The following is a 12,738-nucleotide window of genomic DNA, read 5'->3' as shown; positions in this document are numbered from 1 at the left end:
ACGCATGGACGACAACGCTATTCACGAGTGGCTGATCAAATGCTTCGGGCCGATTCAGGGCGAGGCGGCATGGCAGCAAATCAGCCAGCTGCCGGAAGAGATTCGCGAGCAACTGATGAGTCAGGATCCCAGCCGTTTGCCGGATCCCGCCGAAGTGCAGCAGATGATGGCCGCATTCACCGCAGGCGGGCTCAACACCATGTCTGATATGCAGCGCACGGTGGAGGAAGGCCCAATCAACGTCAAGCTGGCCAAGTCCATCGCATTGCAGCAGGCGAACGCCTCCGGTTCCGCCTCCACGGTGTCCGCGGCAGACGGTGAGGCTGCACGCCGCGCCATGAGCGAGGCGAATCTGTGGCTGGATACCGCCTGCGCATTCAATCCCGCTCCCGGTGAACCCGATGTGCTGACGCGCGCCGCGTGGGTGGAGGGCACGATCGACCAGTGGGCCAAGTTCGCGGCCCCGGTTGCCGAATCGATGAATGATGCACTTGCTTCGGTGATTTCCGAACGTTTGGGCGGCATGTTGGGCGACGGCGAAGGTGAAATCGCCGGCATGTTCGCCGGCCCGATTCCAATCCCGATCCCTGACGGCATGAAGAATCCGGCCCAACTGATGAAGCTGCTCGGCAATACGTCGTTTGCGATGCAGCTGGGGCATGCGGCCGGCAATCTAAGCCATGAAGTGCACGGTAGCTTTGATCAAGGCATCGCACTGCTCAAGAATCCTGCCGGTGGACTCATCGCGCAGAACGCCACCGAATATGCTGCCATGCTCAACGGTGCGACGCCTGCCGATCAGCCATCCAATCAGGCTGATGATGCCGCAGGCACGGGTTCCGGCAATCCGATAGGCTTCACTTCCGCGCATACGCCGGCTGATGGCAACGCACATGCATCCGATGCACAGTCCGATGCACAGTCCAGCACGCAGGACGACGAGCTCAATGCGCAGTTCGAAGCCGCATTCGCTGATTTCAACACCACCGAAAAGATTCCCGAATCCGAAGTGCTCTCATTCCTGGCTTTGCAGGAAATGGCGCACGCGCGCCTCTATGCCTCCGTGCCGTGGCTGATGCCCCGATTCGAGGCGTTGATCGGCAAATACGCCCGCGGCATCTCCATTGATCTGGATGCTATGGAAGAGCAGCTGCGCGATGCCACCAGCATGGATCCAGAGTCGATTTCCGGCGCTGTGAACCTTACCAAGGTGGGCATTCCGGACACTCCGGAGCAGCGTGAGGCATTGGCATCATTGGAATCACTGCTGGCCATGGTCGAAGGCTGGGTGGATTGCGTGGTGTGGCGCGCCGGCATGGCCCACCTGCCGCATATCGAACAGTTGCGTGAGATGATGCGCCGCGAGCGCGCCATGGGCGGCCCGGCGGAACGTACGTTCGAAAGTCTGCTCGGCCTGCAGTTGCGTCCGAAGCGCATGCGCGAGGCTGCAGGGCTCTGGGAGATGATCACCGCCGCGGAAGGATCCGAAGGCCGAGACGCCAAGTGGTCACACCCGGATCTGCTGCCGGTACTGCCCGGCGATGCCGAATCCGGTCACAGCACCACCTCCGGCAATCCGTCCGATGCGTCGACGGCCGGCGGCGATGCGCATGCCGCTCATCCCGCCGCGGATGGCAAGAGCTCGGACATCGACTGGGATGCCGAGCTCTCCAAACTGCTCGACGAAGGTGATGCCGGTACCGACGGCGAGGACGCTGGCAGCACTGGAAGCACTGGCGGCGATACCGGAACGGACGGAGATTCCACTAAGTAGCCCGCACAATCCCCGGATGCGTGCAAGCGCTCAATCCATACGCTGATGGCCTCGATGCTCAGGAACATCGAGGCCATCAGCGTATGAGGCGTATACAAGATCACCTACAGGAATCTGGACGGTCGGCGCTGTTGCGCGCCAAATCCATCCTTGGTTCTCGCGTACGAAAGATGCAGGGAATCCTGCGCTCGTGTGATGCCCACGTACATCAGCCGCCTCTCCTCTTCCAGCGCATCCCCGGATTCGGGCGCGCCGAACGGCAGCAATCCTTCCGAGCAGCCAATCATGAACACATGGTCGAATTCCAAACCTTTGGATGCGTGAATGGTGGAGATGGTGACCCCTGGATCATCGGCGAGCGCCGTCCCGCTTGCATCCAATCCCATCGCTTCCAGAATCGCGCGTTTGTTGGCGTTGTCGTCGGCGAGCGCGGACGACTGCCATCCTGAGTCCTTGCGCACCCGGAATTTCAATCCCGCTTGGCGTAGTGCCGCGCCGAATACCGCCTGCTGGGCGTTGATGCGCGTCAGGATCGCACAATCGGATGGTTTGACGCCTTGCCGGATGAGTCGCATGATGCGCGCGGCCACGCCTTGTGCTTCTTCGGCATCCGTGGCATAGACGGTTCTGGTTATTGTGGCGCCGGGTTCGCGGGCGGAAACCAGTTTCAGATAATCCTCGCGGTTTGGCGCGGCGGCGAGCACCTTGTTGGCGAGCGCCACCACTTGTGGCGTGGAACGATAGTCGGTGTTCAGGTCGATGTCCGCGGCGAGCGGGCCGAATTCGTCGGCGAAGTTGATGAGATCCCAACTGGATGCGCCGGCGAACGAGTAGATGGTCTGCGCCGGATCGCCCACTACGCATATGTTGCGGTTCATGGCGTGGCCGCCTTCCTCGCCTGACGCACCGAGCCACAGGGTCATCAACCGATGTTGCAGCGGCGACACATCCTGGTATTCGTCAACGGTGAGCCAGCCGATGGATGAACGGATTTGCGCGGCGGCTTCCGGGAAATCATCCATGATATGGCAGACGAGCAGCAGGATGTCGTCGAAGTCAATCTCCCCTCTGGATGTTTTCTCCTTCTCGTATTCGCTGTAGATGTTCGCGAATCGCGAAGTTTCCAAACCGGCGGGTGGCCTATGTTGTGCGGCTGTGCATACGCGCGCGTAATCCTCCACCGCGATGAGGCTCACTTTGGCCCAGTTGATTTCGGCGAGCACGTCACGCACCATCAGTGGATCGATGTCGCTGCTGGCGGTGACGCGGGTGATGGCTCGGGCGACGACATCGCGCTGGTCTTCGATCAGATGTGGGAACGGTGCTTCGCAGACATCCGACCATACGCTGTTGAGCTGCCGCAATGCTGCGGAATGGAAGGTGGCGGCGGTCACTCCGGCGCTATTGCCGCCTATGCCGCCGGCTGATTCCGCAAGTCCCAGCTGGGTAAGTCTGGCGCGCATTTCGGCTGCGGCTTTGACGGAGAATGTCACGGCAAGCACACGTTCGGGCTTCCATGCCCCGGTGGCGCACGCGTAGGCGATTCGGCGTGTCACCGTACGTGTTTTGCCGGCGCCTGCACCGGCGATAATCCGCACGGGCCCGTGCAACGTGGTGGCAGCCGCACGCTGCCGCTCGTCCAGCCCTTCCAGGATTTTTTGCGCTTGTTCCATGCCCTCCATTGTGGCACGTCGACGTTTTGTACGCAGCTGCGTCCATTTCACGAACTTTTCCACCCGTGCCGCGCCCTAGAAGCGCAAGGGATGTATTAGTGTGGAAGGGTGATGAGACGAAGCAATTTCATGTTGGCGGCATTGACCTCGGCCGTCCTGCCGAATCTGGCCGTTGCAGGCGTGCGCGAAAGCACGCAATTCAGTGCGACCGATGAGGCCAAGGGCATCGACCAGGCGGTTGTGCAGGATGCCTCCGGCAAGCTGTATGACGTATATGCCACCGACACCAAAGAGGGCCGCACGCGACTGATTCGCCGTGTGCAGGCAGCGAAGACGCTGGCTGCTGCCCGCGAACCGGGTGGTCTTGGCTTTGGTTTGGATCGTGTGATTGCTTTCGCACCCGGTAATGTTGCTCAACCGGGTGCCAGTTCCACGGCTCAGGCGTTGGATGACTCCCCTGCCGCAGCCGCCACGAAACCGGTATCAAAGCCGGGGCCTACCGGGCAGACCACGGTGCTGATCGCCGAACACTGCGAAGGTCAGGCTCGTTCGCTGGACTTGTTGACTTTGGATGATTGCGCTTCGGTGGGTACCGCGCTTGGCGCGATTCATCGTCTGCCTACCGCGTTCCTGCAGGTTGCCAAATATCCGGTGTTTACCACCGGGCAGATTCGCTCCCAGCTGATCGCTTGGATCAAGCGTCTGCGTGCAGCCGGGCATGTGCCTCAGGAAATCACCAATAGCTGGTCGCGCATCATCGAAACCGAAGGATTGTGGTCGTTCGCCACGTCGACGGTGCACGGCGGTTTCTCCGACGGTGATCTCTTGTTCTCCGGTTCCACCATCACCGCCATCACCAATTGGCAGGATATGCAGGTCAATGATCCCGCCCGCGATCTGGCTTGGATTTTCGGCAAGTTGGATGAATCCCATCGCAATGCCGTGCTCGCCGCCTATGGCCGCATGATGGGTTCGCGTTTGGATGATCTGATTATGCTGCGCGCCAACCTGTGGCTGCAGATGGAGCAGGTGGGCGATTTCATCTCCGCACTGAACCGTGCGGACAATGACCGTATCATCCAGTTCAAGGCGCAGGTGGAACGCCTCGCCCATCAGCTGAGCGTAATCAGCCATGCCACGGCCACCACTGCATCGCGTTCCGGCCAAGGCAATAAGTCCGCTGGCAATCCTTCCACCATCACCGTGGGCACCCTGCTCAACGATGATGCGGCACACGCCGGCAACGCCGCGAACACCAAGGCGGCAGCCGCTGAGGTGTCCGATGATACGAACGATCCCGACCGTACGGGCAGCGCGGACATCATTGCCGCCGGCAACGTGGATGTGACTCCGAAGGTCAATGCCGTTGCGGCTCGGAACGCCGCTGCAGTATTGACGGAGCAGGATGGCGGCGACAATACGGCGAATCGCCCGGTCACCACCGGTTCCACCAAACCGCAGCCTGCCAATACCGCTACAACCGCTACGGCAACAGGCGAGCCTCGCCCGGCTTCCGCGTCCACGATCACGTTGAAGGAACTCATCGACATGAACGAACGCGAGCAGGCTGCCGGCGGCACCGGGCCAGCTACGGTCAAAGTCAATAATCAGTCGGATCAGACGGCATCGGATGTTGACGATGACGACGATACCGGCGAGCATGAGCCGCATGCCTCCTATACGGCGGAGACCACGGTGATTCCGCTGCTGGAGCGTGAAGAGCGGGCTTTGCGTGATGCGAGGGCCGGCTTGGACGGCTACGATCACGAGGGCAACACCATTGCCAACCATCAGGTTTCCACGCCAAAGGCGTAACCTCGCATAATCGGCCAACCGATGGCCCGCGCATACGGCACAATAGGGTAAAGAACCAAGTACAGCATCAATAATCCAATCAAGGAGAATCATGGATATCGAACTGGGCATTCAGAATGTGGCTCGACCGGTGAACTTCAGCACCGAGCAGTCCGCCGATGAGATCAGCGATGCCATCGCACAGGCTGTTTCCAACGGCACGACCATCGACCTGACCGACGACAAGGGCCGTCGCATCATCGTGCCGGCCAAGGCTCTGGGCTATGCGATCATCGGCTCCGACACCAAGCATGCGGTGGGCTTCGGCGCTCTGTGATCGCCAGCTCGGCACTGTCTCTCTCGGCTCCCTTACTAGGGAGCTGTTGTAGTTTGAGGACTACAATTCGATACCACTTCCCTCCCCTACCAGGGAGCTGTTGCAGTCTGAGGACTCCAACCCGATACCACTTCCCTCGGCTCCCCTTGTCAGGGGAGCTGGCGGCGAAGCCGACTGAGGGGTAGTCAACTATCAATAGCCCGGAAATGCCAAAGATGGCAGGCTACAACAGGCTATGGCAGATCATTACCGCGTTGAAGCACGCACAATCACCCGCGAGGAGCAGGTGAGCAGTTCCGGCGTGGCGATTTCGCCACGGATGCGCCCTAAAATGCGCTCCACCGCGGTCGGCGCCGTCCATTCCAATCGTGAATCCATAGTGGTCAGCGGAATCTGCAAGTACGGGGCTTCCTCGATGTTGTCGAAACCAATCACCTGCACTTGGTCCGGCACGTTGTATCCAGATATGCGCAGCGCAGTCAACGCGCCAATGGCCAGTTGATCGTTCAATGCCACCACCCCATCAAATGGCACACCGGAATCAATCAGTCGCTGGGTGACGCGAGCCCCGGCGCCGATGGTCCAATCCTGATCGGTGGCACCCACCAGCCTGGGATCGATGGTCAGTCCACGGCGGTGCGTCTCTTCAATCACACCGCGCAAACGCAACTGTGCGTTGCCTTCAATCGCGCTCAGCAATGCGGTTTCATCGTAATCACCGCGAGCACCGATTACAGCCAAGCGATTTGAGCCGCGTTCGTACAGGTATCCTGCAGCCTGAGCCGCAGCATCCACATCGTCCGGGGTCACATGATCGGCAATGCCCCATGTGGTACGGGCACCGACCACCACGAGCGGAAAGTCAACGTCCAAGTCCTTCTTGCTGATGTTCTCCACCTCGCTCATGGACAGGATCATGCCATCCGACACCGTGGAATTGAACTTCTTCAGCAAATCCCGCGCGCCTTTGGCGGAGCCTTCCGCATAGGTGGTGACGTATACGGAGTAATCATGCCGGCGCGCGGCATCGATGATGCGATTGGCAAGCTCGGCCAAGTACGGCGGCGTAAGCGAAGGCACGGCCAGCGTAATGAATCCGGTGTGATTGCGGCTCAGATTGCGCGCGGCCACATTAACCTGATAGCCGAGCTCCTTGATAACAGCCTCGACCTTGGTTCGGGTGTCCGGACTCATACGCCCGGAGCCATTGATCACGTTGGAGGCGGTTTTGAGCGAGACCCCGGCCGCTTGCGCCACATCACGCAGGGTGACGCGTCGTTTCGCTCCAGAATGCTCGCTCACGGCAATGCTCCTTACCTTATCGGCGCCGGGTACTGTAACGTCGCTATTCTACCCGCTTCATGATCAGCATACCGTTGCGATCGAGCACATAATCGTGCGCTGCGGTACCGGCAGCGCAACGGTGGGCGATGATCGGCTGACCGGTGATGTTCTGCACATGCACCGGCTGCCTATCCCTGTTGAGATAGCAGTCAACAATAGTGCTGCCATCCGCCGAACGGCGAACGGTGTGCACCAAGCGAGCATCGTCTGCGGCTTCAGGACGTAGTGTGCGCATCAATGATGCGATGGCATCGCGATCCAGGTCGCAACCGACATACAGCGCCTCTCCCCTGCCATATGGATGGCGGGTGATGGCTGGCACATCGGCGAGCTCCCAATCAGCGGCTTCGGCACCAACGTACGAGGCAATCACCGTGGTATCCGCTGCGATGGAGGTCACATCGTTCTGCCAGAGTCGGCTGATGCAGCCGTTGCTGAGTCGGATTTCACTGGGTTCGCCTTCGGCTTCACATCCGAGGATGTTGAATTCCTCGCTGCGCACACCGAGCATCGTGCGTAGCAGTCCGTTGCCGGCACCCGGGTAGCCGCCGAGACCGACGCGGAAATGTTCGTCGATCAGACCGGTCGCATAGCCGATGATCACAGTGCCGCCGGCTTGTGCGAAATCGGCGAGACGGCGAACGTCACACTCGGACAGTATGAGCACCGTGGGCAGGATGATGGTCTGGTAGCCGCTCCAGTCGTATGCCAATGGCACGATGTCCGCGCGCTGACCGGCATCCAGAAGTCCCCGATACCAGTCGCGCACATCATGCCAATGATTGAGCTTCATACTGGGCAAGGTCTGGCTGCGCGTAGCCCATTCGGATTCCGCGCTGAACAGAATTGCCGTGTTCGACCGCTCAAGTTCCGTGCCCTGCAAGCCGGCTTCGGACAGCGTTTTCAGCGCAGCTCCGAGCTCGCATACATCGCGATAGATCTTGGAATCCTCACCGGCGTGCGGCACCATGGCCGAATGGAATGCTTCGGCACCGGATGCGGATTGCCTCCATTGGAAGAAGTTGATGGCATCCGCACCCATGGCCACGTGCGTCAAGGCGTCGCGCATGAGTTCGCCGTGGCGTTTGCGCGCGTTCAACGGCTTCCACTGGACGGCCGACGTGGAGTGTTCCATCACATACCATGGTTTGCCCAGGGCGAGCGAGTCCATGAGCGCGTCCGAGCAGAGCAGTTCGTCCACATGGGATTCGCCTTCGTGGAAATAGTGGTCGTTGGATATGAAATCCACTTCATCCGCCCACTTGGCGTAATCCATGCAGCACTGGTCGGTGGAGACCATGAAGTTCGTGGTGAACGGCTTATCCGGGCAGATCGCTTCGATGGCGTCACGCTCGGCTTTATAGAAGTCGAGCAACATGTCGTTGCCGAACCGCTCATAGTCGAGCTGTTGAGCCGGGTTCACCATCGCATCGCCGCCCATATGACGCGGCAGCAGCACTTCGCTGAAATCGTTGACATGCTGCGACCAGAAGGCTGTGCCCCATGCGGCATTCAACGCGTCGATGGTGCCGTATTTGGCTTCGCACCATGTGCGGAACGCCTTGAGCGCATTGTCTGAATAGTCGTACCGGTTGTTCCAACCGTATTCGTTGCCCATATGCCATGCGGTGACGTATGGATTGTTCTTATAGTGTTCGGCGAGCTTGCGGCACAGGCGAAGCGCGTATGCCGTGAACACCGGGCTGGTAGGCTGCCAGGATTGGCGGGAACCCGGGTTCACGGTATGGCCGTATTTATCGATTGGCAACACTTCCGGATGTTTGACATACAACCACATTGGCGCCGATGCGGTGGCGGACGCCAGATCGACTGCGATGCCGGCTGTGCCGAGCTTATCGATGACCCGATCGAGCCAATCGAACGTGAACTCACCTTCTTGAGGCTCGATTTTGTCCCAGCTGAAAATGGCGAGGGCCACGGTGTTGACATGCGCCTTGCGCATCAGGCGAATATCCTCGTCCAGCGTCTCCTCCGGCCATTGGTCCGGGTTGTAGTCGCCGCCATACGCGATGCCACGACCATTGCTTGTCAACAGTGCCGGCCAACGAAACGGTCTGCGTGCTGCCATGATGCTTCCTTGTATGTCGTTGATGCTGGCTCCCCTCTCTGGAGGGGAGCCGATAGTGAATTATTCAATCATTCCTTGACGGCGCCGGCGGCGAGGCCGGACTGCCAGTACTTCTGCAGGCACAGGAACGCGATGACCAGCGGGATGATCGTAATCAGGGAGCCCGTGATCACCAGGTTCTGGATGGCCTGGCCACCGGCCGTGCTGGCCTGGTCCTTCCACTGGTTCAGGCCGATGGTCAGCGGGTACCAGTCGGCGTCCTTCAACATGATCAACGGCAGGAAGTAGTTGTTCCACGTGGCCACGATCGTGAACAGGGCGGTCGTGACGATGCCGGGGGCCAGCAGCGGCAGGCTGATGGTCCAGAACGTGCGGAACTCGCTGGCACCGTCCACGCGGGCGGCCTCGAGCAGCTCGGTCGGCACGGCCTGCTCGCTGAAGATCCACATCAAATACAGCCCGAATGGGCTGATCAGGGACGGGATGATCATGGCCCACGGGGTGTTGGTCAAACCCAGCTTGGCGAACAGGAGGAACTGCGGCACCGCCAGGGCGATGCCCGGCACGGAGATCGAGCCGATGATCACGGCGAACACGGCCTTGCGGCCCGGGAAGCGGAACTTCGCCAGCGCGTAGCCTCCCATGATGGCCAGCAGGGTCGCGCCGCCGGCGCCGACGACCACGTAGAGGAGCGTGTTGACCAGCCAGCGGCCGAAGATGCCGTTCTGGTAGGTGAACACGGTGGCGATGTTGTCCCACAGGGCGAACGTCCTGCCGAAGCCGAGACCGAATGTACTGGTGAAGTCGGCCTGCGTCTTGGTCGCGTTAATCGCCAGGTAGACGAACGGGAACAGGCAGTACACGGCGAAGATGGCGCACAGGATGGTCATCAGCGTGCTGCGGCGCGGGTTGTTCACGTTCGCGAAACCGGCCTTTTCGCTGCGCTTCCTCTCGGCGGCCTCATCGCGGGCGATACGCTTCTGACGTTCCTTCTCGGCCTTCCTGGCGGCCTTCTCCCGGGCCCTCAATTCCGCCTCGGCCGGACGGGCACTTGCTGCTGCACTCATCAGATACGCTCCTTCACAATCACAGTCATAGTCATTTCAGCAATCAGCTCGAGGCGCATCACTTCATCTGCTCCTTCATGCTGTTGAGCTGGACCGCGTAGGCGATGGCCATGGTGATCACGGCCATGACGATGGCCAATGCGGCGGCGTAGTTCGACTGGTTGCCGGAGAAGCTCAGGTTGTACGCGTACATGTTCGGCGTGTAGTACGTGGTGATCGCGTTGCCCGGCACCATGTTCTGCAAAATGCTCGGCTCGTTGAACAACTGGAACGAACCGATGATCGAGAAGATCACCGTGATCGCCAGGGAGCCCTTCAACTCAGGCAGCTTGATCGACTTGACGATCTGCCACTCCGAAGCGCCATCGATCGACGCGGCCTCGTACAGGGAGTGCGGGATCGTGGACAGCGAGCTGTAGAAGATCAGCATGTTATAACCCGTGAACTCCCACGTGTTGATGTTGCCGATCGCCGCAAGCAGCACGGAAGGCTTCAACACGTCGACGTTCGTGCCGAAGAAATCGTTGAAGCTTCCCACCAGGCCGTACTTCGCGCCGTACACGAAACCCCAGATCAACGTGGACACCACCGCCGGCACCGCATAGGGCAGGAACGTGGAGATGCGGAAGAACTTCGTGCCATGCAGCTTCATCGAGTCGATGGCCAACGCCATGGCCGCCGCGAGGAACAGCATGATCGGCACCTGCACCACCGTGAACAGGGCCACACGACCCACACTGCTCCAGAACTGCTGATCAACAAGCAGGCGCTGGTAGTTCTGCAGGCCAACGAACTTGGTGCCGCCGATCATCTGCTTCTTGAAGAAGCTGATATAGATCGCGTACACGATCGGGATGATGAACACGAACACGAACACCACAGCGAACGGCCACATGAACTTCCATCCACGCCAATCCGCCTTATGCTTGTTGATTCGAGCTTCAGGCGTATGCATTCCCGCCATTTCCGGACTCACACCTACCGGGCTCACACCTACTGGTTGCGTCATTGCTTTTCCCTTTCCACCAGCCTTCCGGGCATGAAAGGAGCGGGGATACTGGGGTGTATCCCCGCTCCTAACTGCCCGGTTTATGCCGGAGTGATCTTACTTGACGGTGACGGTGTAGCCCTGCTGCTCGCCCTGCTCGGCCAGCTTCTTGCCGTAGTTCTGGAGCGCCTGCTCGAGGGTGATCTCGCCGGTGTAGGCCTTGGAGACCTCATCGCCGTACGCGGACTGGGCGAACGGGTTGTACGGCAGGTACTGGAACTTCTCGGTCGGACGCTGCGCCGCCTCGGAGAGCACTTCGTTCACGTTCTGGCCACCGAAGTAGGCGTTGGTCTTCTTGTTGGCTTCAGTGGTCGGATCGGTGAAGGAATCAGAGGTGAGAATCTTCTTCAGCGACGGGAAGGTACCGGTGTCGGCCATGGTCTGGGCACCATCACCGTGGGTCATGTATTCCACGAACTTGTAGGCTGCGGCCTGGTTCTTGGAGAGCTTGACCACAGCAAGTGCGGAACCGCCGTCTTCAGCGGAGACTTCCTTGCCTTCCTCCCACTGCGGCAGCTGGGCGACGCGCCAGTTGCCGGCCTGATCGGGAGCGCCGGTCATGAGGTTGATCGGCATCCAAGCGCCAATGGTCAGGGATGCGATGGTGCCGTCGTTGAGCTCGCGGTTCCAATCATCGGACCAGTTCGGGGTCTTGGTGTCCACGAGGTCTTCGTCGATGAGCTTCTGGACGAACTTGATGTAGCGCTGCATGCCCTCGTCCTTGGTCATGTTGATGGTGATCTTCTCGCCATCAACCTTCCACGGCTGGGCGCCGGCCTGCCAGATCTGTGCGGTGAACGGCTGATAGTCGCCAGAGGTACCCGCCAGGTTGGTGATGTAGGAGCCGGTGGCGCGAATCTTCTTGGCCGCCTCGTAGTAGTCATCCCAGGTCTTGATGGATTCGCCGTCCACACCGGCCTTGTCGAACACGGCCTTGTTGTAGAAGAACATTTCCGGGCCGGAATCAATCGGCAGCGCGTACGGCTTGCTGTTGTACTGCAGCTTGTTCCACGGGCCGGCGGCGAAGTCATCGGCGAGCTTGTCCGCGCCGAATTCGCTCAGGTCCACGAGGCCGTCGGTGACGGCGAACTGGGTGACGGTCGGGTCTTCGAGCATCACGACATCCGGGGCGCCGTTGCCGGCTGCGATGGCGTTGGAAAGCGCGGTGGAGGTCTTCTCGGCAGTGCCGGTGTTGTTGAACTTCACGGTGATACCGGGGTTGGCCTTTTCGAACTTGGCGATGATGTCTTTCATCGAGTTGCCGGAATCCCAGCCCCAGAACACCAGTTCGGCTTTATCGGCATTACCCTTGTTGGCGTTGGCATCACTGCCGCTGCCGCAGGCTGCAAGGCCGACGAGGGTAGCGACTGCCGCTGTTGCCGCGATGACCTTCTTTGTGTTGCGCATGATGATTCTCCTCCTACCCCATTGTCCGGGATGTTGCTTTGGTACAACTGTGTACCAATACCTGTGATGATACACCTGTGTACCAATTTGTCAAACCTTGCGACACGCATGCCGCGCATCGCCCATAGCTCACCCGTGGCACCGCCGGCGAATCATCTGCAGCACCATTCACGCATCCGGCTACATCGCACTTGCACTACCGTCA

General features: G+C 60.0%; 9 protein-coding genes. 3 read left to right on the top strand and 6 right to left on the bottom strand.

Going from position 1 to position 12,738, the window contains the following annotated elements:
• Positions 1-4 precede the first annotated feature (4 nt).
• Entirely contained in the window at positions 5-1,774 is a 1,770-nt protein-coding gene (locus JS530_RS04490) for a zinc-dependent metalloprotease (RefSeq protein ID WP_214375990.1), read from the top strand.
• Between the two features lie 104 nt (positions 1,775-1,878).
• On the opposite strand, the gene JS530_RS04485 is transcribed toward JS530_RS04490, so the two are convergent.
• Positions 1,879-3,447 carry an ATP-dependent helicase gene (locus tag JS530_RS04485; protein WP_214375987.1) on the bottom strand — a complete coding sequence of 523 codons (1,569 nt, stop codon included), beginning with the start codon at positions 3,445-3,447 and terminating at the stop codon, positions 1,879-1,881.
• Positions 3,448-3,558: 111 nt separating this feature from the next.
• Between JS530_RS04485 and JS530_RS04480 the strand changes: the two genes are divergently transcribed.
• Together JS530_RS04480 and JS530_RS04475 are read left to right on the top strand one after the other, a co-directional pair.
• Positions 3,559-5,262, top strand: coding sequence for a phosphotransferase (locus tag JS530_RS04480; protein ID WP_214375986.1), 1,704 nt, complete (start codon positions 3,559-3,561; stop codon positions 5,260-5,262).
• A gap of 91 nt (positions 5,263-5,353) precedes the next feature.
• Positions 5,354-5,578: a DUF3107 domain-containing protein gene (locus JS530_RS04475; protein ID WP_214375985.1), complete on the top strand. Its 225-nt coding sequence runs from the start codon at positions 5,354-5,356 to the stop codon at positions 5,576-5,578.
• A gap of 246 nt (positions 5,579-5,824) precedes the next feature.
• Here the strand turns inward: JS530_RS04475 and JS530_RS04470 are convergent, their stop codons facing one another.
• The 5 genes from JS530_RS04470 to JS530_RS04450 all read right to left on the bottom strand — a co-directional run bounded on the left by JS530_RS04470 (position 5,825) and on the right by JS530_RS04450 (position 12,533).
• Positions 5,825-6,880, bottom strand: coding sequence for a LacI family DNA-binding transcriptional regulator (locus tag JS530_RS04470; protein WP_214375984.1), 1,056 nt, complete (start codon positions 6,878-6,880; stop codon positions 5,825-5,827).
• A 43-nt stretch (positions 6,881-6,923) separates the two neighbouring features.
• Positions 6,924-9,011, bottom strand: a complete 2,088-nt coding sequence (locus JS530_RS04465; RefSeq protein ID WP_214375983.1) for a beta-galactosidase — start codon at positions 9,009-9,011, stop codon at positions 6,924-6,926.
• A gap of 68 nt (positions 9,012-9,079) precedes the next feature.
• Complete coding sequence (locus JS530_RS04460; RefSeq protein WP_214375982.1) at positions 9,080-10,078, bottom strand: carbohydrate ABC transporter permease; 999 nt, start codon at positions 10,076-10,078, stop codon at positions 9,080-9,082.
• Positions 10,079-10,136: 58 nt separating this feature from the next.
• Positions 10,137-11,042 carry a carbohydrate ABC transporter permease gene (locus JS530_RS04455; protein WP_425350851.1) on the bottom strand — a complete coding sequence of 302 codons (906 nt, stop codon included), beginning with the start codon at positions 11,040-11,042 and terminating at the stop codon, positions 10,137-10,139.
• Between the two features lie 141 nt (positions 11,043-11,183).
• Positions 11,184-12,533 (bottom strand): ABC transporter substrate-binding protein, encoded by a 1,350-nt coding sequence (locus JS530_RS04450; protein WP_214375980.1) that lies wholly within the window; start codon positions 12,531-12,533, stop codon positions 11,184-11,186.
• Between the last annotated feature and the right edge of the window lie 205 nt (positions 12,534-12,738).

The organism is Bifidobacterium colobi, from assembly GCF_018555455.1.
GTDB classification, from domain to species: Bacteria; Actinomycetota; Actinomycetes; order Actinomycetales; family Bifidobacteriaceae; genus Bifidobacterium; species Bifidobacterium colobi.
The sequence above is the reverse complement of the archived record's forward strand: the minus strand, read 5'-3'. Positions and strand labels throughout refer to the sequence as shown.

Coding starts and splice junctions, on each gene's coding strand:
- JS530_RS04480 (WP_214375986.1), top strand. CDS start 3,559: ATGAGACGAAGCAATTTCATGTTGGCGGCATTGACCTCGGCCGTCCTG.
- JS530_RS04460 (WP_214375982.1), bottom strand. CDS start 10,078: ATGAGTGCAGCAGCAAGTGCCCGTCCGGCCGAGGCGGAATTGAGGGCC.
- JS530_RS04465 (WP_214375983.1), bottom strand. CDS start 9,011: ATGGCAGCACGCAGACCGTTTCGTTGGCCGGCACTGTTGACAAGCAAT.
- JS530_RS04450 (WP_214375980.1), bottom strand. CDS start 12,533: ATGCGCAACACAAAGAAGGTCATCGCGGCAACAGCGGCAGTCGCTACC.
- JS530_RS04475 (WP_214375985.1), top strand. CDS start 5,354: ATGGATATCGAACTGGGCATTCAGAATGTGGCTCGACCGGTGAACTTC.
- JS530_RS04455 (WP_425350851.1), bottom strand. CDS start 11,042: ATGGCGGGAATGCATACGCCTGAAGCTCGAATCAACAAGCATAAGGCG.
- JS530_RS04485 (WP_214375987.1), bottom strand. CDS start 3,447: ATGGAACAAGCGCAAAAAATCCTGGAAGGGCTGGACGAGCGGCAGCGT.
- JS530_RS04490 (WP_214375990.1), top strand. CDS start 5: ATGGACGACAACGCTATTCACGAGTGGCTGATCAAATGCTTCGGGCCG.